The sequence below is a fragment of the Paraburkholderia phymatum genome, from assembly GCF_040965635.1.
GTDB classification, from domain to species: Bacteria; Pseudomonadota; Gammaproteobacteria; order Burkholderiales; family Burkholderiaceae; genus Paraburkholderia; species Paraburkholderia phymatum_B.
Genome location: NZ_JBFRCH010000026.1, coordinates 26,043 through 50,604, shown reverse-complemented (window position 1 = coordinate 50,604; position 24,562 = coordinate 26,043). Strand labels below are relative to the sequence as shown.

The window sequence follows — 24,562 nt, the reverse complement described above, 5'->3', positions numbered from 1 at the left end:
CGTCGACCGACGCGCCGGCTCGTCAACGTTTGAATGTCACCTTCGTGGGCCGCGCGATGTCTTCGAGGGCTGCGCTGCCCACGCCCACCGTCTGCAACGCGCCGTCCGTCACATAGGGCTCGAGGCCCAGCGCGGCAATCTTCAGCGCGATCTCTCGGCGGCGGGCGTCGTCATCCCGCGGACAATAATCGATTGAAATGACGGGCAACCTGTAGCGCTCGCATATCGTGCGGGCCCGGCCGAGCAGCCATTCGCGGTCGTTGTCCGGCACCTGTTCATAGCGCTGATTGGTTTGATCCCATCGGCCGAACAGCGATTCGAACGCGACGGCCGCGACCTGATCGTGCACGTGCGGCAGGATCTCGAAGCCGCGATTCAGGATCAGCTGCGCCTGCGGATAGCGCGCCTTCACCGCTCGCAGCACCGCAACCAGTCCCGCCTGCTGCCGCGCCCGTTCCGCATCCGTCTTCGCGACAAGCTGATACGAATCGAGCGTGTCGAGGAAAAAGCCGCGATAGCCGCGCTCCCACAGCGGCCCGATGATCTCGCCGACAACGAACTCGGGCCAGCCGGCCGCCGTCTGATCGACGACCATCGACGCCCACGCTTCGTTGCGGCCCATAAGACATGTTTGCGGCATTTTCGTGTAGTACGCGCGCTGCTTCGTCACCTCGCCGACGCTCACATACGCATACCAGTTCGGACAGTGCGCCGTGTGTGCGCGCGGATCGAAGCCGCTATCGGGTTCGAGCACGACGGTGTCGAACGCTTCGAACTGTTCGGCGTGCACGTTCGCGCCGTAGAAGAACGCGACCGACCCGATGCCCGTCGCCGAAACCCGCTTGCACGCGGTGATTGCGGGCCTCAACCATGCAACCGACAGCAGCAGGATCGCCACCACCACGCAGGCGATGATGATCCACGAAATTCCCATGTGGGCGAGAAAATGGGCTGTCATGAGCCGACAATTGCATATGGGCCGCGAGGCTTCCTATGATGGCACGATGGGCACGGGTGTTGCTCGAAGCCGTGACGGCGGCGCCTGTGTCAGCCGACGCGGTTCCCGCGTGTCGGTCGATCGCTGCATCGACCTGCCCAGCAATCCAACGATGGAGACTGCCATGCTTCGATACGCTGCCATCTTTTTCGTCATCGCCATCATCGCGGCCATCTTCGGATTTGGCGGTATCGCCGCCGGCGCTGCCGAAATCGCGAAGGTGCTGTTCTTTATTTTTATCGTGATCTTCCTCGTGACGCTGCTGATGGGCGTGATCAGACGCTGAGCGCGCGTGCCTTTTTCCGGCAAATTGCTGATCGTCGTGCTTGCAAATTGTGCGCGGCGCTTTTGCAATAGTTGCCGGCAGCCGTTTGCGGTTGCTTTTCGTGGATCGCGTCGCCTGTCCTGAGCATCCGCAATGCGCGCGGAGGCGCTAACGCGGATGCCAGCGCAAAGGCCCAGACGACGCATCGCAGACGAGCAAACGCTCAAGTCCCCGCACGAGACTCCAGCGCGTTCAACGCTTCGTGAAGCTTTTGCGCGCGGCTCTTCTGCGCAGGAATGCGCGCAGCCGCATTGACGTCGTCCACGCGCTTGCGCCAGTAGGAAAGCGGAATTGGCTCCGCACCGGAAATGCGCACCAGGACATGCTCGAGATGCACGAGATCCGACTCAAGCTGATGATGGTTCATGCCTTTCCCCGATCGCACCGTCCGCCTGGATCACCCCTTCATGCTGTGGCGGCAGTGTCGAATTGATATGTGCCGAAGCGGGCTCTCACGCGCTCAAGCCATCGCGGCCCTCGAACAGACTATGAATGCCCAATATGACAACACGATCAACACGCCGGCAAATCCACCGTTGTGTGTACGAGGAATCCTCACGGCTTTCATGCGCTCGTCAAACTGTCGCTTGTCGCGCAAACCGCACGTGCGTAGCGTCCACGGCGACACGCGGCGCTAGCGACGCTCTTTCGATGTGCGTTCGCTGAGCCCGATATCCAGTTCTTCGCAAAGAAAGGTCTGCAACGCGTCGACGGCGGCGCTCTGCGCGCCCGCCATGTGCCGCGTGAAAAGGCCGAGATCCGCTGCGGGCGGCTCGGGCAGACCGTCGGCGGCGCCGAGCACGCGCATCGATTCATAGCGGATGTTGCCCTCCAGCAGCACCGAAACGCCCAGCCCTGCTTCGACGGCCGACTGCACGGCAGGCAAGCTCGTGCTCGTGCAGACGACACGCCACGCGATACCCGCGCGCCGCAAGATCGTCATTACATGTTGCTGCCACAGGCATGTGCCGCCGAATGCGACGAGCGGCAGCGGCGCATCGCGCCCGGCGACATAGCCGCGCGCGCCGACCCAATAGAGCAGCTGGGTCCACTGGACGAGCGGCGTCGCATCGACCATCGCCGGATCGCCGACGAGCACATCGAGCGCGCCATCGGCAAGACGCTGCGACAGCGCCGCGCTCGCATCGACGACGATCTCCAGCGCGACCTGCGGATGCGCCGCCGAGAAGCGCCGCAGCGCGCGCGGCAAGCGGCCCACCGCGACGTCTTCGAGCATGCCGAGACGCACGGTGCCAGCCACATCGCCCGCTTCGAGCGCCCGGCGGGCATCTTCGCCGGCGCCGAGAATCGCGTGCGCATACGGCAGCAGCCGATGACCCGCCTCCGTCAGGCGCACGCCGCGCGGCGAGCGCTCCAGCAGGCGCTGGCCGATGTCGTCCTCGAGACGGCGCAGCTGCATGCTGACGGCCGCCTGGGTTCGCGAGAGCCGCGCAGCGGCAGCACTGACGCCGCCCGTCTCCGCGACCGTCACGAAGGCTCTCAGAAGACTGCTGTCGAAGTCGCGCACTATTAGCGTCCGTGATAACAGCATAAGAAATATCAGCTTATCTTAACGCTCGATTCGCCGATATGATGGGTTCTGCCGTTCCTCCGCCCTTCTATGCCCGCTGCGCCCACTGAAAACCCATGAAAGACTCCACGCTCGCCGTTCCTGCCGCATTCGACGCGTCGCCTTCGTCTCGCGCACCGACGGGGCCCGCGCCCGCCGCGCCTGAAACGGTGCCGTTCGAGACGGCCGCGCCTACGCCGGCCGCACCTACGCTGGCCGCACCTACGCTGGCCGCACCTACGCCGGCCGCACCTACGCCGGCAGCGCCGAAACGCCACGTTGGCATGGCGGCGTTGCTAGGCTTGCTGTCGATGTCCTGCGTGCAGTTCGGCGCCGCGCTGTCCGCGCCGACAATGGATGCATTCGGCGCATTCAGCACGACCTGGTTGCGGCTCGCGTGGGCGGCGGCGATTCTCGCGCTCGTCGTGCGTCCCCGGCTGCGCCGCTACTCGCGCGCGCACTGGGTCGCGGCGGGCGTGCTCGGCGCCGCGATGGCGGGCATGACGTTGTGCTTCTTCTCGGCGATCGAGCGCATTCCGCTCGGTCTCGCCGTTGCGATCGACTTTCTCGGCCCGCTCACTGTCGCGACGCTGGGCGTGCGGCGTCCGCGCGCGCTGTTGTGGCCGCTGCTCGCCGTCGCGGGCGTGCTGCTGCTCGCGCATGACCGCGCGGGCTGGATCGGCGACCCGATCGGTATGCTGCTCGCGGCAGGCGCGGCATGCGGCTGGGGCAGCTACATCGTGTTGATGAAGAAGACGGGCGCGCTCTTCGACGGGCTCGAAGGGCTGTCGGTGTCGCTGATCGCGGCGGCGCTCGCCGCGACGCCGTTCGGGCTCGCCGAGCACGGCCTGCACATCGCGCCGATGCAACTGGCCGCGACGGCCGGGCTCGCGCTGCTCGTGCCGCTTCTGCCCTACGCGCTGGAGATGATCGCACTGCGGCACATGCCCGCGTCGTCGTTCGGCATTCTGATGAGCATCGAACCGGCGATCGGCGCGCTCGCGGGCTTTGTCGTGCTGCATCAGCCGATGACGGCCCTGCAACTCGCGGGCACGCTGTTCGTCGTGAGCGCGAGCGTCGGCGTGATTGTCACGTCGAGATGAGGCGCTGCGCCGACGCTTCGCATCGACGGTCTACAATCGACGGATCACATTCCGACCATCGAGGACAGCATCATGACCGACGACGAACGCGCAATCCGCCAGCTGATCGACACATGGCTCGCCGCCAGCAAGGCAGCCGACACGGCAACCGTGCTGAGCCTGATGACGGACGACGTCGTCTTCATGGTCGCGGGCCAGAAGCCGTTCGGCAAGGCCGCGTTCATGGCGGCATCCGAAGGACAGAAGAACATCGACATCGACGGCAAGAGCGACATTCTCGAACTTCAGGTGCTCGGCGACTGGGCGTTCTTGCGCACGCATCTCGAAGTCACGGTCACGCCGAAGGACGGCTCGCCACCGATGCGCCGCGCCGGCAACACGCTGACGATCCTGCGCAAGGAAACCGACGGCCGCTGGCTGCTCGCGCGCGACGCCAATCTGCTCATGCCGCAGCAGTGACATAGACGGCCGCTACGCGGGTCGCGGTATCGGCCGCTCACGTCTCCCAGGGCGCGCGCCGATCCGCGTCGAGCCTGCCGTACCGTCCGAGCGCCTGCCGCACGGTATCGCGCGAAACCACGCCCTCGTCGGCGAGCGGCTTCAGCGCCGCGATCACAATCGACACACGGTCCACCTCGAAGAACGCCCGCAACGCCGCGCGCGTGTCGCTGCGCCCGAAGCCGTCGGTGCCGAGCGTCACGTAACGGCGCGGCACATACGCGCGAATCAGCTCGGGCACGGCGCGCACATAATCGGTCGCCGCGATGACGGGGCCGCGCGATGCAGCCAGCGCGGATGTCACATAGGGCGTCGTGTTGTCGTCGGTATCGAACAGGCGCTCCGCGCGCTCCGATGAGACGCCGTCGCGATGCAGTTCGATGAAGCTCGTCACGCTCCACACGGCCGCGTCGATCTGCCAGTCGTCCTTCAACATGCGCGCCGCCGCCTGCACCTCGCCGAGTATCGCGCCCGAGCCGAGCAATTGAACCTGAGCCGTTTCGAGCGCCACGGCATCGAGCGGATACATGCCCTTCAGCACGCCGTCACGCACCGTGTCGACGGGCGTGGCAGGCAATGAAGGCTGCGCGTAGTTCTCGTTCGTGACCGTGAGGTAATAGAAGACGTCGCGCTGATTCTCGATCATCTCGCGCATGCCTTCGTCGACGATCATCGCGATCTCGTACGCGAACGCCGGATCGTACGCGCGGCAGTTCGGCACCGTCGATGCCGCCATGTGGCTCGTGCCGTCCTGGTGCTGCAAGCCTTCGCCGCCGAGCGTCGTCCGGCCCGCCGTCGCGCCGATCAGAAAGGCGCGGGCGCGCTGGTCGGCAGCGGCCCAGATCAGGTCGCCGATACGCTGGAAGCCGAACATCGAGTAGTAGATGTAGAACGGCAGCATGGGGAGATCGTGCACGCTGTATGAGGTCGCCGCCGCGATCCACGACGATATCGCGCCCGCCTCCGAAATGCCCTCTTCGAGTATCTGGCCGTTCGTGTCTTCGCGGTAATACAGCATCGAGCCCATGTCTTCCGGCTCGTACAACTGGCCGAGCGGCGAATAGATGCCGACCTGGCGGAACAGGTTCGCCATGCCGAACGTGCGCGCCTCGTCGGCGACGACGGGCACGATGCGCGGCCCGAGCGACGCGTCCTTCAGGAGACTGCCGAGCATCCGCACGATCGCCATCGTCGTCGACATTTCCTTGCCGTTTGCGTCCAGCGCGAATTGCCCCCAGGACGGCATCGCAGGCACGATCGGCGTCTGCGATGCCGCTCTCCGCCTTCTGGGCAGATAGCCTCCCAAGGCAGCCCGGCGCGCATGCAGATACTGCATTTCCGGGCTGTTTTCCGCTGGCTTGTAGAACCGGAGCTGCTCGACGTCGTCATCGGAGAGAGGCAAACGGAAGCGATCGCGAAACGCCTTCAATTGCTCGACGTCGAGCTTCTTCTGCTGATGCGTCGTCATGCGCCCCTGGCCGATCGAGCCCATCCCAAAGCCCTTCATCGTCTTCGCGAGAATCACGGTGGGCTGGCCGCTGTGTTTCGACGCGCGGTCATAGGCGGCGTGCAGCTTGCGCACGTCGTGGCCGCCGCGCCGCAGGCGGTCGATGTCGTCGTTGCTCAGATGCGCGGCGAGCGCGGCCAGCTCGGAGTTCTGGCCGAAGAAGCGCTCGCGGTTGTAGGCGCCGTCGTTGGCCGAGAAGGTCTGGAACTGGCCGTCGACGGTATGCGCGAACGCGCGCAGCAGCGCGCCCGTGCGATCGCGCGCGAAAAGGGCATCCCAGTCCGAGCCCCACAGCACCTTGATCACGTTCCAGCCCGCGCCCGTAAACTGCGCTTCGAGTTCGTCGATGATGCGGCCGTTGCTGCGCACGGGGCCATCGAGCCGCTGCAGATTGCAGTTGATCACGAACACGAGATTGTCGAGCCGTTCGCGCGCCGCCAGCGACAACGCGCCGATCGATTCGGGCTCGTCCATCTCGCCGTCGCCGAAAAAGCCCCACACCTTGCGGCCTTCCGTCTTCAGCAGCCCGCGATTCTGCAGATAGCGCATGAAGCGCGCCTGGTAGATCGCGTTGATGGGCCCGATGCCCATCGAGCCCGTCGGGAACTGCCAAAAGTCCGGCATCAGCCATGGATGCGGATACGAACACAGCCCCGGCCCCGCGATCTCGCGCCGGTAGTGCTCGAGATGCGTCTCGCTCAGGAAGCCTTCGAGAAACGCGCGCGCATACACGCCCGGCGACGAATGCGGCTGGAAGTAGACGAGATCGCCGCCGCGCGCATCGTCCGGGCCGCGAAAGAAATGGTTGAAGCCGACCTCGAACAGATCGGCAGCGGACGCATAGCTCGCGATATGGCCGCCCAGCTCGCCGTACGCGCGATTGGCGCGCACGACCATCGCCAGCGCGTTCCAGCGCAACGCGGCGGCGAGCCGTTCTTCCGTGTCGAGATCGCCGGGATACGGCGGCTGCAGATCGACGGGAATCGTATTCGCGTATGGCGTGACGCTCACGCGCGCCGAGGCGACGCCGTTCGACAGCGCATGCGCGGCGAGCCGGTCGAACAGATACTGCGCGCGCTCGATGCCGACATGCTGGACGACGCCATCCAGCGCGGCGAGCCATTCGGCCGTTTCCTGCGGGTCACTGTCGACGCGAGCTTGAGTGAGGGCGAGAACGGGTTGAGCACCGCTCGATAAATCGGTCATGGCGCGACTCCGGCAGAAGAGAGGCGTGAAAAGCAGGCGTGAAAAGCGGAATGCCGAAACGACTCGGCGACGTGGATCAGCTTACCCATGCAGCCACAAAATGTGCATCTCTTTTGCTCGCTCTCGAGGTTTCAGATAGTGTATTTATTCCGCAAATTCGCCCTCACATGGAATCTTTACACTATGACGTCCGAAGCGAGATCCACCGCCGCGCGGCGGCTCGACCGTATCGACATCGCGATTCTCCAGCAGCTACAGCAGAACGCGCGCATCACGAACGCTGAACTGGCGCGCGCTGTCAACCTGTCGCCGACGCCGTGCTTCAACCGCGTGCGCGCGCTCGAAAAGCTGGGGCTGTTCCGTCAGCAGGTCACGCTGCTCGATGCCGAGGCGCTCGGACTGCGCATCAACGTGTTCATTCAGGTGAGCCTCGAAAAGCAGGTCGAAGACGCGCTACGCCGCTTCGAACAGGAAGTCGGCGAGCGGCCCGAGGTGATGGAGTGCTATCTGATGACGGGCGATGCCGACTATCTGCTGCGCGTCGTCGTGCCTGACATGCAGAGTCTCGAACGCTTCATCGTCCAGTGGCTCACGAAGATTCCCGGCGTGTCGAACATCCGCTCGAGCTTCGCGCTCAAGCAGGTGCGCTACAAGACGGCGTTGCCGCTGCCTGTCGCGGGGCTCACGCTGTCCGCCGACGACGATGCGCCGCGCGAATGGGCTTGAGGGAGAATCCGCGTCCGTTCGAACGCCGCCTACGTGGATGAACCGGCCGGCGGCGTCACGCGCTCGCGCAGTTCGCGGCGGATCACTTTGCCCGTCGCCGTCATCGGCAACGCTTCGACGAAATGAATCGCGCGCGGATACTCATGCGCGGCGAGGTGCGTCTTCACGTGCTCCTGCAAGGTCCGCACGAGCAGATCGCCCGGTTCGTAGCCGGGATTCAGCACGATGAAGGCGGTGACGATTTCGGTGCGCTGCGTATCGGGCGCGCCGACCACGGCCGCCATGCGCACAGCGGGATGACGCAGCAGGCAGTCTTCGATCGGCGCGGGACCGATCCGATAGCCGGCGCTCGTGATCACGTCGTCGTCGCGGCCGACGAAACCGATGAAACCGTCCGCGTCCATCAGGCCCATGTCGCCCGTCAGCAACCAGTCGCCGCGAAACTTGTCGCGCGTGGCCGGCTCGTTGCGCCAGTAGCCGAGGAACATCACCGGGTCCGGCGCGCGAATTGCGATGTTGCCGGGCTCGCCGCGCGGGACGGTCTGCCCCGCGTCGTCGACGATTGCGACGCGATGCCCAGGCACCACCTTGCCGATCGAGCCCGGACGCGGCTCGAACAGCGTCGCGCACGACGACACCACGACGTTGCACTCCGTCTGCCCATAGAACTCGTTGATCGTCACGCCGAGCGCGCGCCGCCCCCAATCGATCAGCTCCGCGCCGAGCGACTCGCCACCGCTCGCGACCGCGCGCAGCGAGAGCTTCCATCGCTCCGGGCGCTCGACGGCGCGCATCATCTTCAACGCGGTCGGCGGCAGGAACGTGTGCGTGACGGCATAACGCTGCATCAGATCGAAAGCCGCTTCGCCGTCGAACTTCTCGAAGCGCCGCGCGAGCACGGCCACGCCGTGATGCCAGGCGGGCAGCAGGACATCGAAGAGACCACCGATCCATGCCCAGTCGGCGGGTGTCCACATCAGCCGCGCATCGGCGGGGAAAAACGCTTGCGGCATCTCCACGCCAGGCAGATGGCCGAGCAGCACGCGATGCGCGTGCAGCGCGCCCTTCGGCTTGCCCGTCGTGCCCGACGTGTAGATGATGACGGCGGGATCGTCCGCAAAGGTCGTCTCTGCATTGAATACGGCCGTCGATTCGTTGAGCGCGGTCCAGAACGATTCGGTCGGCGCATCGACCTGCGCTTCGGTCTGGGATGCGGGATCGGCCTGGTCGGCGTCGACGGAAAAGATCGTGCGCAGTTCGGGCAATGTCGCGCGCACCGAGGCGATCTTCTGCACACCGCTCAGGTCCGTGACGAGCGCGACAGCGCCGCTGTCCGACAAGCGATATTGAAGCGCATCGGGCCCGAACAGCGCAAACAGCGGCACAGCGATTGCGCCGCACTTGTAGACGGCGAGATGCGCAATGGCCGTCTCGACCGATTGCGCGAGAAAGATGCCGACACGGTCGCCCTTCTTCACGCCACTGCGCCGCAGCGCATTCGCGAAGCGATCCGACAGGGACTTCAGTTCGTCGAAGGTGTAGCGCGTCGCCTGCCCTTCGCGCGTTTCGCAGATCAGCGCGAGACGGCCGCTGCCGTCAGCCCACTTGTCGCACGCGTCGACGCCGATGTTGTATTGCTGCGGAATGCGCCATTCGAATGCGGCGATGAGACCGTCGTATGTGTCAGCGGCGGGAAGCATCAGTGTCTCCTGTGTGTTGCTTATGCGCGCGGCGATGCGCCCGATGTCATGCTACTCCGCAAGCGACGCGAGTGGCCCGCACAACGCGTCGAGTTCCTGGATGTCGATGTCGAACATCGAATCGCGCACAGGTTGCGCCTTGCGGACTCGAGCGTGACGCCACGGGTCTTTATTTGAGTTTATCTCATCTTTTGAATCAAGCATCTGATGGAATAGTCTCCCTTCTTCTGCGAAGCTTTTTGAAGTTATCGAGCATGGGTGATCAGCATGAATCGCGAATTCTTGAGCTTTGCTCAATTCATGCTTTCGCGTTCTAACAGACGCGACCTGCCTGCCGCGCCCGGTATCGGAAGCACGATGCAATAACATGACTCCGATGTGAGGCCACATGATCGCCCTGAATCAGACCAGGATTTTTTTCGATTGCTTGTTAAGCGCATCGGCCGCCACAATGCGCCAACCAGGGGAGGACTATGAAGAAGTGCATTCTGCTGGCGGGGATTGGCGTGCTCGCGGCATGCACCGCGGTATCGAGCGTGGACAAGAAGCAGAATGGCTATCTCTCCGTCACGAGTCGCGGACGCACCAGCCTTGCATCGTGGAACAGCATCCGCAACGCGGGGCTCAAGCACGCGAAGGCCTATTGCCGCGACCAGAACAAGCAGATGCACACCGTCGAGGTTCGTACGAACGGTGTGCGCAGCGCGGGCAACCAGACTGTCGAAGTGGTGTTCGAGTGCTTCTGACCAAGCGGTGAACGGCGCTCAGGCCGTGTTCGATTGGTCCGCGACGGTATCGCCGAAATGGCTCGCGACGAACGCGCGCATCGCGGCGATCAATGGCGTGGCCCCCGTCTGTTCGATCGTGCCAGTGCCGGCCGGAACGGCGGCCGTCCACGTCGCGTGCTCGCCCGCCGCGGCGGGGACGAGATGAATCCTGGCCCGCTCGATGATCGGGCCGCACTGGGCCCAATCCGTCGACGGCGCGAAAGCGGCTTCGAGCGCGCCTTCCGGGTCGCCGTCGCAAGCCGGTTCTTCGATCCAGCAGAAGCCGTCGTCGACGCGCGGCTTCGGCAGATTGTCCGCTCGTGCGACCCAGTAATCGAGCAACGCGCCTTCCAGATCCGAAACTCTCATCTCTGCTCCTCGTGGAGATCGTGTGTGGCGAACCAGCTTCGATTGTGCATCAAGTTCGTGTCGGGATTTGTGACGCTGCGTCCGCGGCCTTGCCGCCGTCGAGGGACGCTCGCGAGGGACGCTCGCAATGCAACGGCGAGGCAGGCATTCTCGCGATCGGTCGCCTAGAATGTAAGTTCGGCCACGACATGATGGAGGGCACGCCGTGAATGAAACGTTGATGGCGTACTTGCTAGGGCCCGTCGTAATGGCAATCGTCGGCGTTGTACTGTGGATCGTCGCGCATTACCACGGCAAGCCTGGCCACGGACGGGGAGCCCGTTGGCTTGACACGCACTACGTCGACTTGATGCACCACAGGCACTGATGGCCCGCGTACAAGCGCCTTTTGCGTGCGGCGGGTTCTTTGGCGGACAGAAACGAAAAACGGGCCGAAATGGCCCGTATTCATTGGTGTCCTGGCGGAGAGAGGGGGATTCGAACCCCCGATAGGCTATTAACCTATACACGCTTTCCAGGCGTGCGACTTAAACCGCTCATCCATCTCTCCTGCGAGGACGCGCATTATAGCAAACTCTCGCGCCCTTGCCATCTCGGCGGGATGGCCCGTGTCACGGGTGCCGGATGTAGTCCACCAGCGCCCTCGTGTAAGCGTCCGGCTTCGCGTCCACGAGGCTCACCAGCACCGTCACCAGAAACCCCGCCGGCACGCCGAACACGCCCGAGCTGATCGGCTCGATGCCGAACCAGCGCGTGCCGACGAAGCCCGTCAGCTGCGTGAAGAACGGATAGGTCGACACGATGTAGTAAATGCACACCCCCAGCCCCGCTAGCATCCCCGCGACGGCGCCCAGCCGCGTCGTGCGCTTCCAGAACACGCCGAGCACCAGCACCGGAAAGAGACTCGACGCCGCCAGCGAAAACGCCGCGCCGACCAGAAACAGGATATTCCCCGTATTCAGCGACGCCACATACGACGCGAACAGCGCCACGCCCAGCAGCAGGATCTTCGAGATCGTCACGCGCCGCTGGCTCGACGCGTCGGGATCGACCATGTGGTAGTAGACATCGTGCGACAGCGCGTTGGCGATCGTCAGCAGCAAGCCATCGGCCGTCGACAGCGCCGCCGCCAGCGCGCCCGCCGCGATCAGCCCCGACATCACGTACGGCAGCCCCGCTATCTCCGGCGCGGCGAGCACGACCATGTCCGGCTGCATCTGGACCTCGCTCCAGCGCACGATGCCGTCGCCGTTCACGTCGGCAATGCTGATCAGGTACGGCTCGATCCGCCGCCATTGCATCACCCACTGCGGCAGCTCGGAGAAGCGATGGCCGACGAGATTCGACAGGATCTCGTACTTGATCAGCACCGCGAGCACGGGCACCGTCAGATAGAACAGCGCGACAAAGAAGAGCGTCCAGCCGACCGAGCGCCGCGCCGACGCCACCGAGGTGGTCGTGTTATAGCGCGTCAGAATGTGCGGCAAGCTCGCCGTCCCCAGCGACAGGCACAGCAGCAGCGAAAGAAAATTGCGCAGATGCAGCCGCCGCTCGGCTTCGTTCGCGGCGGGAAACGGCTCGTACATCTGCTCGGGCGCCGCCGCGCGCTGGATCATCTCGTCGCGCTGCTGCGCCCACACGATCTGCGCCGTTGCGGCGTCGCGAGGAAAGCGCGCAATCCGCCGTTCGAGATCGGCGATCTCGCGCAACGGTCCGTTGTGCCGCCGCAAGTCGACGAGCTGCTCGGTCAGGCGGCCTTTCTCGTCGATATACGACTGCGGCAGGCCGTCGATCTGCGCCTGCATCAGCGCGGCGCGCATCCGGTAATCGTCGCGCACCGCCTGCTCGGACGGCGCATCGCGCACGGCGCGCTCCATCGTCTCGACGCGCTCCATCAGACGTCCATAGCCGAATTGCGGCACCCAGCCGAGGCCATCCTTGTGCGCGATCATCGACACGGGAATCAGAAACGCCGCGATCAGAATGATGTACTGCGCGACCTGCGTCCACGTGACGGCACGCATGCCGCCGAGGAACGAACAGACGAGAATGCCCGCGAGCCCGCAGAAGATGCCGATCGCAAAGTCGACGCCGATGAAGCGCGTCGCGATCAGCCCGACGCCCTGAATCTGCGCGACCAGATAGACGAATGAACAGAGAATCGCCGACAGCGCGGCAAGCCCGCGCACCGCGTTGCTCGAAAAGCGCGTGCCGAGAAAATCGGGAATCGTGTAGCGCGCGAGCTTGCGCACGTACGGCGCGAGCAGAAACGCGACGAGGCAGTAGCCGCCCGTCCAGCCCATCGTGTACGCGAGGCCATCGTAGCCCGTCGCGTACAGCGATCCGGCGAGCCCGATGAACGACGCCGCCGACAGCCAGTCCGCCGCCGTCGCCATGCCATTGAACGCGGACGGCACACGCCGCCCGGCCACGTAGTACTCGACGAGATCGGAGGTACGCGACAGCAGGCCGATCACGGCATACACGGCGATCGGCACGAACAGGAACACATAGCCGATCCACATGCCCGGCCCGTTCGCGGCCTCGATGCGCCACAACAGATAGATGAACGCAAAGAAGCCCAGCGTATAGAGCGAATACGAACGGATCAGCCGATGCGCGAGCTTCATCGGTCGGCCGTGCGCTCGGCAATGTCGTCCTGCGCGCTGGCTTCGAGCGCGCGTTGCAATGCGGCGTCGGCGCGCTGCATCAGCACGATGTAGACCACGATCAGCACCAGGTACACGAGGATCGCGCCCTGCGCGCCCATGTAGAACGGCAGGCTGAAGCCCGCAAAACGCACGGGTGCGAGCCCTCTCGCGATCAGCGGCACGATGAACGACACGAAGAAGCCGACCAGCATCAGCGCGACGATCAGCACGATGTTGAAGCGCCAGTAGCGCGCATGCGCGCGCGCCATCGCCTCCGTCACGGGCGGCGGCTCGGGCAAGGGATTGATGTGGTGACGCGATGTGTGGTGTGGCGCGGCCATGCGCCTATGTATCAAAAACGTGTTGCATCGGCAATCGGGGTTGTCCGCGCAACGACTTGCGTCATCATTCGAAGCACGACGCGCGGCGCATGAAAAAACGGCGCATCGTCATCGGATGCGCCGTTTGCGTCTTCAAGGCTTCAGGGTCTTAAGGCCCTATGCGCTTTCATCGATCAGCGCGATTCACCCAACTGATCGAGAATCGCCGGGTTCTCGAGCGTCGACACGTCCTGCGTGATCTCCTCGCCCTTTGCGAGCGAGCGCAACAGACGCCGCATGATCTTGCCCGAGCGCGTCTTCGGCAGGTTGTCGCCGAAACGGATGTCCTTCGGCTTCGCGATCGGACCGATTTCCTTGCCGACCCAGTTGCGCAGTTCCGCAGCGATCTTCGCGGCCTCTTCGCCTTCGGGGCGCGTGCGCTTCAGCACGACGAACGCGCACACGGCCTCACCCGTCGTCTCGTCCGGGCGGCCGACGACGGCGGCTTCCGCCACCAGCGGATTCGCGACCAGCGCCGACTCGATCTCCATCGTGCCGAGGCGGTGGCCCGACACGTTCAGCACGTCGTCGATGCGGCCCATGATCGTGAAGTAGCCCGTCTCCTTGTCGCGCACCGAGCCGTCGCCCGCGAGGTACAGGTTGCCACCAAGCTCTTCAGGGAAGTAGCTCTTCTTATAGCGTTCGGGGTCGCCCCAGATCGTGCGGATCATCGCCGGCCACGGACGCTTGACGACGAGAATGCCGCCCTGCCCGTTCGGCACGTCCTGGCCCGTTTCATCGACGATCGCGGCCATGATGCCCGGCAGCGGCAGCGTGCACGAACCCGGCACGAGCGGCGTCGCGCCCGGCAGCGGCGAGATCATGTGGCCGCCCGTTTCCGTCTGCCACCACGTATCGACGATCGGGCAGCGCGAGCCGCCGACGTTCTCGTAGTACCACACCCACGCTTCTGGATTGATCGGCTCGCCGACCGTGCCGATGATGCGCAGCGACGACAGGTCATAGCTCTTCGGATGCACCTTCGGATCGGCTTCCGCAGCCTTGATCAGCGAGCGGATCGCCGTCGGCGCGGTATAGAACACAGAGACCTCGTGCTTCTGGATCATGTCCCAAAAGCGGCCTGCGTTCGGATACGTCGGCACGCCTTCGAACACGACCTGCGTGCCGCCGAGCGAGAGCGGACCGTAAGTGATGTAGCTGTGACCCGTGACCCAGCCGATGTCGGCCGTGCACCAGAATACGTCCGTCGGCTTCCAGTCGAAGGTCCATTTCATGGTCTGCGCGGCCCACAGCAGATAGCCGCCCGTGCTGTGCTGCACGCCCTTCGGCTTGCCCGTCGAGCCCGACGTATAGAGGATGAAGAGCGGATGCTCGGCGCCGACCCATTCCGGCGCGCATTGATCCGATTCGTTCGCCGTGATCTCGTGCATCCACAGATCGCGCTTGTCGTCCCAGCCGATCTTGCCGCCCGTGCGCTTGTAGACGATCACGCTCTTGACGGCCTCGCAGCCGCCCATCGTGAGCGCTTCGTCGGCGATATTCTTGAGCGGCAGCGCCTTGCCGCCGCGCATCTGTTCGTCGGACGTGATCAGCGCGACGGCGCCCACGTCGACGAGACGTTCGTTCAGCGACTTCGACGAGAACCCGCCGAACACGACCGAGTGGGTCGCGCCGATACGCGCGCACGCCTGCATCGCAACGATGCCCTCGATCGACATCGGCATGTAGATGACGACGCGATCGCCCTTTTTGATGCCGCGTTTCTTCAGCGCATTCGCGAAGCGCGACACACGCTGCAGCATGTCGTTGTACGTGACGTGGGTGACCGTGCCGTCATCGGCTTCGAAGATGATGGCGACGCGATCACCGTTGCCCGCTTCGACGTGCCGGTCGATGCTGTTGTATGACGCGTTCAGTTCGCCGTCTTCAAACCATTTGTAGAAAGGTGCATCCGATTCGTCGAGCACCTTCGTGAAAGGCTTTTTCCAGCTGAGCGTTTCGCGCGCCAGCCTGCCCCAGAAGCCTTCGTAATCGCGCTCCGCTTCGGCGGCGAGCGCCCGGTATGCGTCCATGCCGGACACTGCTGCCTGTGCCGTCATTTCGACGGAAGGCGTAAACACGCGGCGTTCATGAAGAACCGATTCAATCGCAGACATCGACTACCCCTTGGTGAAGATGAAACATCAATCCTGTGCTGGCGCGCTCGCGATGCGTGCCCGTCCAGCGGGCGCAAGGCGTCGCTCCGTGTCGTCATAGTGGCGCCGCGCGTGACATCGGTTGCGGCGTGTCTCCCACCCTCGTGCCCATGCGCATCGGCGGGCACACTGCGAATCAATGCATGGCAGGTGCGGCATCGCAACCTCGCGTGGCCGCCCGCCCGTTCAGTAGCTTCGATCGCTTCCCACGATAAGCGTTGCAACTTACCGCGTACTTACGCGCGGACCGGCCGCGCGTCAGGCAAAACACCAGGCGCCATGAATGCCGACACATCGTGATGCAAGCACATCGCAAGCATCGAGAGCGCCGCAAACATCGAGCCTACCTGTCGCTCGCGTGTGTTGCACACGTCCTAGTGCAATTGCTTTCGGCTTTGCGCCGCTGTTATGCGCCCTTTTACAATGCTAACTGAACTAGCCATATGGATTCCAGCTTGAACCGCTATTCACTGTTTCTCATCGGCGCGATGCTGCTCGTCGGCAGCAACGTCGGCATTGGCAAGTCGATTGTCGCGTTCGTTCCCGTTCCGCTCTTCGCCTTGCTGCGTTTCGTGATCGCGATGGCCGTGCTGTGGCCGTTGCTGCGCGTAAGCAAGCTGCGCCGTGTAAAAGCGGGCGAATGGGTCAATCTGTTCCTGCAGGCGCTCTTCGGCACATTCGGGTTTACGCTGCTGATGCTCAACGGCGTGCATCGGACCAGTGCCGTCGCGGCGGGTGTCATCACGAGCACGATACCCGCCGTCGTCGCGCTGTTCTCATGGATGTTCCTGAAAGAGAGGCCCGATGGGCGGGCGCTGACCTCGATTGCGCTCGCGATCGCCGGCGTGGTCGTCATCAATCTCGCGCACGCCGGCAACGCCGCGGGCGCAGCGAGCACAAGCTCGTTCGCCGGCAATCTGATGGTGCTCGGCGCCGTATGCTGCGAATCGCTGTACGTGATCCTGTCGCGCCGTCTCACGCAGACGCTCGCGCCCATCGATATCTGCGCGTACACGCATCTATTCGGCTTGCTGCTGATGCTGCCGCTCGGCGTGTCGGCGCTGTTCGAGTTCGGCTATGCGAGCACGCCCGTCAGCGTCTGGGCGCTCGTGCTGTGGTACGGGCTGTCGGCGAGCATCTTCTCGTTCTGGCTCTGGATGAAAGGCATCCGCCATGTGCCGGGCAGCCTTGCGGGCGTGTTCAGCGCGGTGCTACCCGTCGCGGCCGCCGTCTACGGCATCGTGTTCCTCGACGAACGGCCGACGCTCGCCCACGGCGTCGCGCTCGCGTGCGTGATCGCGGGCATTGCGCTCGCGAGCCTCAAGGCCAGGCGCGTGCCGCCCGTCGCGTCGTAGCATCGGCGTCACGCATGGCCTCACTCATCGGGCTCACTCATCGGCCTCACTCATCGGCCTCACTCATCGGCCTCACTCATCGGCCTCACTCATCGGCCTCACTCATCGGCCTCACTCATCGGGCTCATGCATGGCCTCGCGCGGGTGTGCCGGGCCTCGCGCGGCGCCGCGCGAGATGCCGTGCCGGCGCTTCTGCCCGCCTCGGCATGGCCGTCACGCATCACGCTGTACAATAACCGCGCCCAGCGCGCTGCGCCGGCCGGTTTCATCGCCGCCGCCTGAACGTCGGTTGTTCGCTTTCCGCGTGATCCGCCGTCGTCGATGCGAGCGCGCCCGTGCCCGCTGTCATTCGCCACCACCAAGCGCCAACACTACGCCGACGACCCATGACCGCCCTGCGTCCCGTTCCTTCCAGCCCGCACCGACGCATGCGTCCGCTGCCCTCCGTGATCTTCATGAGCCGCTGGCTGCAGGTGCCGCTCTATCTGGGCCTGATCGTCGCGCAAGGCGTGTACGTCGTGCTGTTCCTGAAGGAAGTGTGGCACCTCGTCACCGCGTCGATGACGCTCGACGAAACCAGCATCATGCTCGTCGTGCTCGGCCTGATCGACGTCGTGATGATCTCGAACCTGCTGATCATGGTGATCGTCGGCGGATATGAAACGTTCGTGTCGAGACTCGGCGTCGAGGGCCATCCCGACGAGCCCGAATGGCTCGACCACGTGAACGCGGGCGTGCTGAAGGTGAAGCTGTCGATGGCGCTCATCAGCATCTCGTCGATCCATCTGCTGAAGACTTTCATCAACCCGGATCAGCACACGACGCACGCGGTGATGTGGCAGGTGATCATTCACATCGCGTTCCTCGTGTCCGCGCTGGTGATGGCCTTCGTCGACCGTCTCACGACGCACACGCACCCCGAGCATTTCCACGAGCCCGCGGCAGCGCGCACGTTGAAGCAGAAGATTTCCAACTCCCCTGAAAGCGCATGACCGACCGCGCAGCCGCGCAGTCGCGATAACGAGCGCTACCCCACTGAGCCTAGCCATGACCGTCATCAAACAGGAAGACCTGATCCAGAGTATTGCGGACTCGCTGCAGTACATCAGCTATTACCATCCACTCGATTACATCCAGGCACTCGGCCGCGCGTACGAGCTCGAAGAGAGCGCCGCCGCGAAGGACGCCATCGCGCAGATCCTCACGAACAGCCGCATGTGCGCCGAAGGCAAGCGCCCGATCTGCCAGGATACGGGCATCGTCACGGTGTTCGTGAAGGTCGGCATGGACGTGCGTTGGGCGAGTGAATCCGGTTCGGCGACGATGAGCGTCACCGACATGATCAACGAAGGCGTGCGCCGGGGCTACACGCACCCGGACAACGTGCTGCGCGCGTCGATCGTGAACCCGCCCGAAGGCGGCCGCAAGAACACGAAGGACAATACCCCCGCTGTGATCCACTACGAGATCGTGCCGGGCGACAAGATCGACGTGCAGGTCGCGGCCAAGGGCGGCGGCTCGGAGAACAAGTCGAAGTTCGCGATGCTGAACCCGTCGGACTCGATCGTCGACTGGGTGCTGAAGACCGTGCCGACGATGGGCGCAGGCTGGTGCCCGCCCGGCATGCTCGGCATCGGCATCGGCGGCACGGCCGAGAAGGCGATGGTCATGGCGAAGGAATCGCTGATGGACCCGATCGACATTCAGGACATCATCGCGCGCGGCCCGAAGGACTGGATCGAAGAACTGCGCGTCGAACTGCACGAGAAGGTCAACGCGCTCGGCATCGGCGCGCAAGGCCTGGGCGGCCTGTCAACAGTGCTCGACGTGAAGATCATGGCTGCGCCGACGCACGCCGCATCGAAGCCGATCGCGATCATCCCGAACTGCGCGGCCACGCGCCACGCGCACTTCACGCTGGACGGCTCGGGCGTCGCGAAGCTCACGCCGCCGCCGCTCGACGCATGGCCGAAGGTCACGTGGCAACCGAATACCGAAACGAGCAAGCGCATCGACCTGAACACGCTGACGCCTGAAGAAGTCGCGTCGTGGAAGCCGGGCCAGACGCTGCTGCTGTCGGGCAAGATGCTGACGGGCCGCGACGCCGCGCACAAGCGCATCGCCGACATGCTCGCGAAGGGCGAGAAGCTGCCCGTCGACTTCACGAACCGCGTGATCTACTACGTGGGCCCCGTCGACCCCGTGCGCGACGAAGCAGTCGGCCCCGCTGGCCCGACCACGGCAACGCGCATGGACAAGTTCACCGAGACGATGCTCGCGCAAACCGGCCTGATCTCGATGATCGGCAAGGCCGAGCGCGGCCCCGTCGCGATCGACGCGATCAAGAAGCACAAGGCCGCATATCTGATGGCCGTGGGCGGCGCGGCATATCTGGTGTCGAAGGCAATCCGCAGCGCGAAGGTGCTCGCGTTCGAAGACCTCGGCATGGAAGCCATCTATGAGTTCGACGTGCAGGACATGCCCGTGACGGTGGCCGTCGATTCGAGCGGTACGTCGGTTCATCAGACGGGCCCGAAGGAATGGCAGGCGAAGATCGGCAAGATCCCCGTCGCGACGGCCTGACGTCTGTTTGTTTTACAAAAGCCGGGGCGTTATAGTCCCGGCTTTTTATTTGCTCACGCACAACGCAACACAATTGCGTGAACAATTCTCATCAACCGCATTCGCCCTTGGCTTTTCGGGTTCAGCCGTTTATTGTTCTTGGAAAACCAGGCTCCAGCGAGGAAAGATCATGCAAGGCGATAAAAAGGTCATCGAATATCTGAACGCCCAGTTGAAGAACGAACTGACCGCTATCAACCAGTACTTCCTGCACGCGCGGATGTACAAGCACTGGGGTCTCGACAAGCTCGGCAAGCATGAATACGACGAATCGATCGGCGAGATGAAACACGCCGACATGCTGATCGAGCGCATTTTCATGTTCGACGGCCTGCCGAATCTGCAGGATCTGCACAAGCTGCTGATCGGCGAAGAGACAAAGGAAATCCTCGAATGCGATCTGAAGCTCGAGCAGATCTCGCAGGGCACGTGCAAGGAGGCGATCGCCTATTGCGAGTCGGTGCGCGATTTCGTTTCGCGTGACATCTTCACGACGATTCTCGACGACACCGAAGAGCACATCGACTGGCTCGAAACGCAACTCGACCTGATCGACAAGGTCGGCATCCAGAATTACCAGCAGTCCGCAATGGGTTCGCCCGAAGAATAAGGCGGCGCTCGAAACGGTGGCGTCGCCACGCCTGTGACTCCTGCTACACTTCTGCGGTTCGATCCGCGCAACGTCTTTCGAACGCGCTGCGCGGATTTTCTTATATGGCTTCCATTGAATCCATGACCGCTTCGCCCCCCGCCTTCCCTGCGCTCTCTTCGCTGCCTGTGATCCCCCCGCTCGATCCGCGCGCGCCCATCGGCATTTTCGACTCGGGCCTGGGCGGCCTGTCGGTGTTGCGTGCGGTGCGCGCGCAACTGTCGAACGAAGCAATCATCTATGTCGCCGATTCGCTCTACGCCCCCTATGGCGAGCGCGACGACGACTTCATTGCGGACCGCACGCTGGCGATCGGCGAATGGCTCGTCGCGCAAGGGGCAAAGGCGCTCGTGGTCGCGTGCAACACGGCGACGGCGCAGTCGATTGCACTGGTGCGCGAAAAGCTGCCCATTCAACTGATCGGGGTCGAGCCGGGCGTGAAGCCCGCGGCGCTGCAATCGCGCTCGCGCGTGGCAGGCGTGCTCGCCACGCAGGTAACGCTGCGCAGCACACGCTTTCAGGCGCTGCTCGAACGCCACGCCGCCGACTGCCGTTTTCTATGCCAGCCGGGCCATGGGCTCGTGCAAGCCGTCGAGCGCTGCGATATCGGCTCGCCGGAACTGCGCGCGCTGCTCGAAAGCTACATCCAGCCGATGCTCGATGCCGGCGCCGATACGCTCGTGCTCGGCTGCACGCACTATCCGTTTCTCGACGCCGCGATTCGCGATATCACCGGCGACCGGCTTGCGCTGATCGACACGAGCATCGCGATTGCCCGTCAACTGGAGCGCGTGCTCGACCAACAGGGGCTACGTGCGCCCGAGCGCGATGCCGCGCTCGAGCCCCGCTTCTGCTCGACGAGCGACGGCGCGCATCTCAGGCAGCTCGCGTCGACACTGCTACAGATCGACGCGCCCGTCGAGCGCGTCCACATTCCGTCGCGTCGTACAGCCGCCACGGATTCGCACGCTGCCTGACCTGATTCCAGTTAGCGGGCGAGCGCGATATTTCCGTTTTTGATGCACCGCGCCGACTGTACAGCGCCACGCCACACGAGACGAACAAGAGACAAACGGGCCCGACGCCCGTCCATTGCGGCAAAAACCCACACGCCGCTCCGCTTGTCGCACCCGGCCACGCCCGCGCCAGGCAAAGGCCGCGGGAACGAAACCCTTCCCGCAGGCTGGTTTTGTTACAAAAATTTGCGATGGACGCTTGCCAAAGCGCCCCAACATAATGATAATAATTCGCATTAACGTTAGCTATCGCGAGCTGTCATGATTGTCTGCGTGTGCAAGTCTGTATCCGACCGGAAGATTCGCGCCTCGATCGCGGAGGGCATCGACACCTTCGACGAACTTCAGTTCGAGCTGGGCGTCGCGATGTGCTGCGGCAAGTGCGAACAATCCGTGCGGGATGTGATGGCCGAAAGCGGCGTCTGCGCGAGTCGTTGCGGCGTCGAGCACCACACGCAAGCCGTGCCGCTGACGTTCTACGAACGCAAGGCCGCCTGAAACTGCGTTCGTCAGCCTTGACGCATCTTCATGTTGCGCGCTGTAAAGCGCGCTAGCATCGCACGCGCTTCAGTTTTCTCCGCCGTCAGCAAGCCAGTCCGAGACCAGCCAGCGACGCCATTCTTCGAGGAGTTCGAGATGGAATTGCTGATCGGTTTCGTGACCACCCTGTGCATCTCACTGCTGATATTCCGAAAATGACGCCGTGCTGCATCGACGGCGCGCCGCCACGCTAACATGCAGGCCACGCCTACTCTCCCAACCGGCTTCGCGCCAGACGCTTCCGCACGAATCAATCCGCGCATCGTCACGGTGACGGGCATCGTCATCGGACTTCATGTCGTTGCGCTCGCCGTCGCGTTCTCGATGCGTGAAGCGACACCATTCAAACCGATCGAATCGCGCACGATCACGGCCGAGCTGATCAGCCCGGCGCCCGTCGCCGCACCGGCCGCGATCCAGTCCATCCCGACACCGCCTCCCGCGAAGCCCACGCCCGTGCAGAAGGTCAAGCCGAAAGTGCAGCCGCACCCGACGCCGAAGCCCGCGCCCGAGCCGCTGCCCGCTGCGCGGGCGCCGTCGCAGCACGAAATCGCCGCGCCCGCCGAGTCCGAGCCGCCGCCTTCGCCCGCGCCAGCCGCGCCCGCCCCCGCGACGCCAACTGCGCCCGCCGCGCCTGCCGTCGGCAAGCCGACGATGGCGTTGTCCGCACCGAAGAACGTGTCGCACCTCGATTGCAGCATCGTCCAGCCCGACTATCCCGCCCTTTCGCGCCGACGCGGCGAGACGGGGACGGCAATGATCCACTTCGTCGTCGGACTGACGGGCAAGATCGAGAACATCGAATTGAAAAAGAGCAGCGGCTACGACCGCCTCGACCAGGCCGCGCTCGACGCGATGCACTCCAGTTCGTGCAAGCCGTATCTGGAGAACGACGAGCCCGTCCGCGCCGCGTACACCCAGCCTTTCGCCTTCAGCCTCAGCAACTGATCCGCCGGAACAGATTTCAAAGAAGAAAAGGAATTGCCATGCAGAACTACGGTATTGCCCACGTCTGGGCACAAGGGGATTTCGTCACGCGCGGCATCGCGATGGCACTGCTCATCATGTCGGTGCTGTCCTGGAGCGTGATCGTCATCAAGAGCTGGAACGTCATGCGTCTCAAGCGTCTGACGAAAAACGCCGAGCAGGCGTTCTGGCATTCGGACGACTTCAGCGACGGCGTGAAGAAGCTCGGCAGCGATACGTCGTCGCCGGCTGAAAACCCGTTCCTCGCGCTCGCGCTGTCGGGCCAGGAAGCCGCCGACCATCATCATCAGACACAGCCGCATCTGCACGATCGCATGGACGTGTCCGATTGGGTCACGCGCTGCCTGAAGGACACGATGGACGACAGCGTCGCGCGCATGCAGAGCGGCCTCGCGATTCTCGCGTCAATCGGCAGCACCGCGCCGTTCGTCGGCCTGTTCGGCACGGTGTGGGGCATCTATCACGCGCTCCTGACCATCGGCGCGACGGGCCAGTCGTCGATCGATCAGGTCGCCGGTCCTGTCGGCGAGGCGCTCATCATGACGGCCTTCGGCCTCTTCGTCGCGATTCCCGCCGTGCTCGGCTACAACGCGCTCACGCGCGCCAACAAGGCGATCGTCAGCAAGCTGAGCCGCTTCGCTCATGGCCTCCACGCGTTCTTCGTGACGGGCGCGCGCCTGTCGTCGACGAAGCGCGGGGACGGTCTGCGGCTCGCTTCCCGCGCCAACTAACCGGGAGGCATGGCGATGGCAATGAGCCCTTTTGCCGGCGACGATGACGACGGCCTCATGAACGAAATCAACATGACGCCACTCGTCGACGTCATGTTGGTTCTCCTGATCGTCTTCATGGTGACGATCCCGGTGATCCGCCACGCGGTGAAGATCGACCTGCCGCACGCGAGCAGTCAGAAGGAAGACACGAAGCCCGCGCAGGTGACTGTGTCGATCGACGCCGACGGCAACGTGCTGTGGGACGACCAGAAAATCTCCGACGACGCGCTGCAGGCGAAGATCGCCGCGGCTGCGCAGCAGAATCCGCAGCCGGAGCTGCATCTGAGCGCGGACCGCAAGGTTGCGTACGAGAAGGTGGCGGACGTGATGTCGGCGGCCCAGGCGGGTGGCCTGACGAAGATCGGCTTCGTCACGCAGCCGAAAGCGCACTGACGCGCTGCCCGCGTTCATCGTTCTTCGAAGAAAAGACCTGTTTTTCAGGGCTAAATGTAAAAGGCCTTCATCGTCGGATGAAGGCCTTTTTTCGTGCGCACTCGGCGCCTTCGGGCGGCGGGATCATTTACCATCGCTTCTGCTCTGGATCTGATCACCGCATGCAGCAGCCGTGGTTGACACGGACAGCGCGGTCAGCCCTATCAGGCTCACTATCAAAGCGGCCGTCAGTTTTCGCATAGGACACTCTCCTTAGCGAAGGGACCTTCAAT

Annotated in this window: 23 protein-coding genes and 1 tRNA gene; 14 read left to right on the top strand and 10 right to left on the bottom strand. The window is 64.0% G+C overall.

Translation table 11 applies throughout. The features are described 5' to 3' along the window. Positions 1-22: 22 nt before the first annotated feature. Positions 23-958: an endo alpha-1,4 polygalactosaminidase gene (locus AB4Y32_RS30340; protein WP_368724857.1), complete on the bottom strand. Its 936-nt coding sequence runs from the start codon at positions 956-958 to the stop codon at positions 23-25. A gap of 163 nt (positions 959-1,121) precedes the next feature. On the opposite strand from AB4Y32_RS30340, the gene AB4Y32_RS30335 reads away from it, so the two are divergent. Further along, positions 1,122-1,283 carry a DUF1328 family protein gene (locus tag AB4Y32_RS30335; RefSeq protein WP_007590496.1) on the top strand — a complete coding sequence of 54 codons (162 nt, stop codon included), beginning with the start codon at positions 1,122-1,124 and terminating at the stop codon, positions 1,281-1,283. A gap of 202 nt (positions 1,284-1,485) precedes the next feature. On the opposite strand, the gene AB4Y32_RS30330 is transcribed toward AB4Y32_RS30335, so the two are convergent. Next, positions 1,486-1,689 carry a hypothetical protein gene (locus AB4Y32_RS30330; RefSeq protein WP_087732165.1) on the bottom strand — a complete coding sequence of 68 codons (204 nt, stop codon included), beginning with the start codon at positions 1,687-1,689 and terminating at the stop codon, positions 1,486-1,488. A gap of 267 nt (positions 1,690-1,956) precedes the next feature. Beyond that, positions 1,957-2,874 carry a LysR substrate-binding domain-containing protein gene (locus AB4Y32_RS30325; RefSeq protein WP_368724856.1) on the bottom strand — a complete coding sequence of 306 codons (918 nt, stop codon included), beginning with the start codon at positions 2,872-2,874 and terminating at the stop codon, positions 1,957-1,959. A gap of 95 nt (positions 2,875-2,969) precedes the next feature. On the opposite strand from AB4Y32_RS30325, the gene AB4Y32_RS30320 reads away from it, so the two are divergent. Beyond that, complete coding sequence (locus AB4Y32_RS30320; protein ID WP_368724855.1) at positions 2,970-3,995, top strand: DMT family transporter; 1,026 nt, start codon at positions 2,970-2,972, stop codon at positions 3,993-3,995. Positions 3,996-4,067: 72 nt separating this feature from the next. Beyond that, positions 4,068-4,454 (top strand): SgcJ/EcaC family oxidoreductase, encoded by a 387-nt coding sequence (locus tag AB4Y32_RS30315; RefSeq protein ID WP_368724854.1) that lies wholly within the window; start codon positions 4,068-4,070, stop codon positions 4,452-4,454. A 37-nt stretch (positions 4,455-4,491) separates the two neighbouring features. On the opposite strand, the gene mdeB is transcribed toward AB4Y32_RS30315, so the two are convergent. After that, positions 4,492-7,206: an alpha-ketoglutarate dehydrogenase gene (mdeB, locus tag AB4Y32_RS30310; RefSeq protein ID WP_368724853.1), complete on the bottom strand. Its 2,715-nt coding sequence runs from the start codon at positions 7,204-7,206 to the stop codon at positions 4,492-4,494. 183 nt (positions 7,207-7,389) lie between these two features. Between mdeB and AB4Y32_RS30305 the strand changes: the two genes are divergently transcribed. Beyond that, a complete protein-coding gene (locus AB4Y32_RS30305; RefSeq protein ID WP_368724852.1) occupies positions 7,390-7,932 on the top strand; it encodes an Lrp/AsnC family transcriptional regulator in 543 nt (180 codons plus the stop codon). Positions 7,933-7,961: 29 nt separating this feature from the next. On the opposite strand, the gene AB4Y32_RS30300 is transcribed toward AB4Y32_RS30305, so the two are convergent. Next, a complete protein-coding gene (locus tag AB4Y32_RS30300; protein ID WP_368724851.1) occupies positions 7,962-9,632 on the bottom strand; it encodes an acyl-CoA synthetase in 1,671 nt (556 codons plus the stop codon). Positions 9,633-10,105: 473 nt separating this feature from the next. Here AB4Y32_RS30300 and AB4Y32_RS30295 point away from each other — a divergent pair, with 473 nt between their 5' ends. Next, positions 10,106-10,378, top strand: coding sequence for a hypothetical protein (locus AB4Y32_RS30295; RefSeq protein ID WP_368724850.1), 273 nt, complete (start codon positions 10,106-10,108; stop codon positions 10,376-10,378). Between the two features lie 18 nt (positions 10,379-10,396). On the opposite strand, the gene AB4Y32_RS30290 is transcribed toward AB4Y32_RS30295, so the two are convergent. The 5 genes from AB4Y32_RS30290 to acs form a co-directional block, all read right to left on the bottom strand. Continuing rightward, entirely contained in the window at positions 10,397-10,768 is a 372-nt protein-coding gene (locus AB4Y32_RS30290; RefSeq protein ID WP_368724849.1) for a DUF2591 domain-containing protein, read from the bottom strand. Between the two features lie 459 nt (positions 10,769-11,227). Continuing rightward, positions 11,228-11,318, bottom strand: a tRNA-Ser gene (locus tag AB4Y32_RS30285). 61 nt (positions 11,319-11,379) lie between these two features. Next, complete coding sequence (locus AB4Y32_RS30280; RefSeq protein ID WP_368724848.1) at positions 11,380-13,398, bottom strand: sodium:solute symporter family protein; 2,019 nt, start codon at positions 13,396-13,398, stop codon at positions 11,380-11,382. Beyond that, positions 13,395-13,760, bottom strand: coding sequence for a DUF4212 domain-containing protein (locus AB4Y32_RS30275; RefSeq protein WP_368724847.1), 366 nt, complete (start codon positions 13,758-13,760; stop codon positions 13,395-13,397). Before AB4Y32_RS30275 ends, AB4Y32_RS30280 begins: the two co-directional genes overlap by 4 nt. Positions 13,761-13,933: 173 nt before the next feature. After that, positions 13,934-15,916, bottom strand: a complete 1,983-nt coding sequence (acs, locus tag AB4Y32_RS30270) for an acetate--CoA ligase (protein ID WP_368724846.1) — start codon at positions 15,914-15,916, stop codon at positions 13,934-13,936. A gap of 494 nt (positions 15,917-16,410) precedes the next feature. Between acs and AB4Y32_RS30265 the strand changes: the two genes are divergently transcribed. The 9 genes from AB4Y32_RS30265 (at position 16,411) to AB4Y32_RS30225 (ending at position 24,290) form a co-directional block, all read left to right on the top strand. After that, positions 16,411-17,310, top strand: coding sequence for a DMT family transporter (locus AB4Y32_RS30265; protein ID WP_368724845.1), 900 nt, complete (start codon positions 16,411-16,413; stop codon positions 17,308-17,310). Between the two features lie 428 nt (positions 17,311-17,738). Beyond that, complete coding sequence (locus AB4Y32_RS30260) at positions 17,739-18,302, top strand: TIGR00645 family protein (RefSeq protein WP_368724844.1); 564 nt, start codon at positions 17,739-17,741, stop codon at positions 18,300-18,302. Positions 18,303-18,357: 55 nt separating this feature from the next. Then, entirely contained in the window at positions 18,358-19,893 is a 1,536-nt protein-coding gene (locus AB4Y32_RS30255) for a fumarate hydratase (protein WP_368724843.1), read from the top strand. 169 nt (positions 19,894-20,062) lie between these two features. Then, complete coding sequence (gene bfr / locus AB4Y32_RS30250; RefSeq protein WP_087736060.1) at positions 20,063-20,542, top strand: bacterioferritin; 480 nt, start codon at positions 20,063-20,065, stop codon at positions 20,540-20,542. 104 nt (positions 20,543-20,646) lie between these two features. Next, positions 20,647-21,558 carry a glutamate racemase gene (gene murI / locus AB4Y32_RS30245; RefSeq protein WP_368724842.1) on the top strand — a complete coding sequence of 304 codons (912 nt, stop codon included), beginning with the start codon at positions 20,647-20,649 and terminating at the stop codon, positions 21,556-21,558. Positions 21,559-21,858: 300 nt separating this feature from the next. After that, positions 21,859-22,095 carry a (2Fe-2S)-binding protein gene (locus tag AB4Y32_RS30240; RefSeq protein WP_087736062.1) on the top strand — a complete coding sequence of 79 codons (237 nt, stop codon included), beginning with the start codon at positions 21,859-21,861 and terminating at the stop codon, positions 22,093-22,095. Between the two features lie 237 nt (positions 22,096-22,332). Further along, a complete protein-coding gene (locus tag AB4Y32_RS30235; protein ID WP_368724841.1) occupies positions 22,333-23,085 on the top strand; it encodes an energy transducer TonB in 753 nt (250 codons plus the stop codon). A 38-nt stretch (positions 23,086-23,123) separates the two neighbouring features. Then, entirely contained in the window at positions 23,124-23,855 is a 732-nt protein-coding gene (locus AB4Y32_RS30230; RefSeq protein WP_368724840.1) for a MotA/TolQ/ExbB proton channel family protein, read from the top strand. A gap of 15 nt (positions 23,856-23,870) precedes the next feature. Next, positions 23,871-24,290 carry an ExbD/TolR family protein gene (locus AB4Y32_RS30225; RefSeq protein ID WP_368724839.1) on the top strand — a complete coding sequence of 140 codons (420 nt, stop codon included), beginning with the start codon at positions 23,871-23,873 and terminating at the stop codon, positions 24,288-24,290. Positions 24,291-24,562: the final 272 nt, after the last annotated feature.

What these genes read in the sequence shown, in the direction of transcription:
- murI (WP_368724842.1), top strand. Translation starts at nt 20,647, where the DNA reads ATGGCTTCCATTGAATCCATGACCGCTTCGCCCCCCGCCTTCCCTGCG.
- AB4Y32_RS30235 (WP_368724841.1), top strand. Translation starts at nt 22,333, where the DNA reads ATGCAGGCCACGCCTACTCTCCCAACCGGCTTCGCGCCAGACGCTTCC.
- AB4Y32_RS30320 (WP_368724855.1), top strand. Translation starts at nt 2,970, where the DNA reads ATGAAAGACTCCACGCTCGCCGTTCCTGCCGCATTCGACGCGTCGCCT.
- AB4Y32_RS30240 (WP_087736062.1), top strand. Translation starts at nt 21,859, where the DNA reads ATGATTGTCTGCGTGTGCAAGTCTGTATCCGACCGGAAGATTCGCGCC.
- acs (WP_368724846.1), bottom strand. Translation starts at nt 15,916, where the DNA reads ATGTCTGCGATTGAATCGGTTCTTCATGAACGCCGCGTGTTTACGCCT.
- AB4Y32_RS30260 (WP_368724844.1), top strand. Translation starts at nt 17,739, where the DNA reads ATGCGTCCGCTGCCCTCCGTGATCTTCATGAGCCGCTGGCTGCAGGTG.
- AB4Y32_RS30230 (WP_368724840.1), top strand. Translation starts at nt 23,124, where the DNA reads ATGCAGAACTACGGTATTGCCCACGTCTGGGCACAAGGGGATTTCGTC.
- AB4Y32_RS30255 (WP_368724843.1), top strand. Translation starts at nt 18,358, where the DNA reads ATGACCGTCATCAAACAGGAAGACCTGATCCAGAGTATTGCGGACTCG.
- AB4Y32_RS30225 (WP_368724839.1), top strand. Translation starts at nt 23,871, where the DNA reads ATGGCAATGAGCCCTTTTGCCGGCGACGATGACGACGGCCTCATGAAC.
- AB4Y32_RS30325 (WP_368724856.1), bottom strand. Translation starts at nt 2,874, where the DNA reads ATGCTGTTATCACGGACGCTAATAGTGCGCGACTTCGACAGCAGTCTT.
- AB4Y32_RS30305 (WP_368724852.1), top strand. Translation starts at nt 7,390, where the DNA reads ATGACGTCCGAAGCGAGATCCACCGCCGCGCGGCGGCTCGACCGTATC.
- AB4Y32_RS30315 (WP_368724854.1), top strand. Translation starts at nt 4,068, where the DNA reads ATGACCGACGACGAACGCGCAATCCGCCAGCTGATCGACACATGGCTC.
- bfr (WP_087736060.1), top strand. Translation starts at nt 20,063, where the DNA reads ATGCAAGGCGATAAAAAGGTCATCGAATATCTGAACGCCCAGTTGAAG.
- AB4Y32_RS30340 (WP_368724857.1), bottom strand. Translation starts at nt 958, where the DNA reads ATGACAGCCCATTTTCTCGCCCACATGGGAATTTCGTGGATCATCATC.
- AB4Y32_RS30275 (WP_368724847.1), bottom strand. Translation starts at nt 13,760, where the DNA reads ATGGCCGCGCCACACCACACATCGCGTCACCACATCAATCCCTTGCCC.
- AB4Y32_RS30330 (WP_087732165.1), bottom strand. Translation starts at nt 1,689, where the DNA reads ATGAACCATCATCAGCTTGAGTCGGATCTCGTGCATCTCGAGCATGTC.
- AB4Y32_RS30300 (WP_368724851.1), bottom strand. Translation starts at nt 9,632, where the DNA reads ATGCTTCCCGCCGCTGACACATACGACGGTCTCATCGCCGCATTCGAA.
- AB4Y32_RS30295 (WP_368724850.1), top strand. Translation starts at nt 10,106, where the DNA reads ATGAAGAAGTGCATTCTGCTGGCGGGGATTGGCGTGCTCGCGGCATGC.
- AB4Y32_RS30280 (WP_368724848.1), bottom strand. Translation starts at nt 13,398, where the DNA reads ATGAAGCTCGCGCATCGGCTGATCCGTTCGTATTCGCTCTATACGCTG.
- mdeB (WP_368724853.1), bottom strand. Translation starts at nt 7,206, where the DNA reads ATGACCGATTTATCGAGCGGTGCTCAACCCGTTCTCGCCCTCACTCAA.
- AB4Y32_RS30335 (WP_007590496.1), top strand. Translation starts at nt 1,122, where the DNA reads ATGCTTCGATACGCTGCCATCTTTTTCGTCATCGCCATCATCGCGGCC.
- AB4Y32_RS30290 (WP_368724849.1), bottom strand. Translation starts at nt 10,768, where the DNA reads ATGAGAGTTTCGGATCTGGAAGGCGCGTTGCTCGATTACTGGGTCGCA.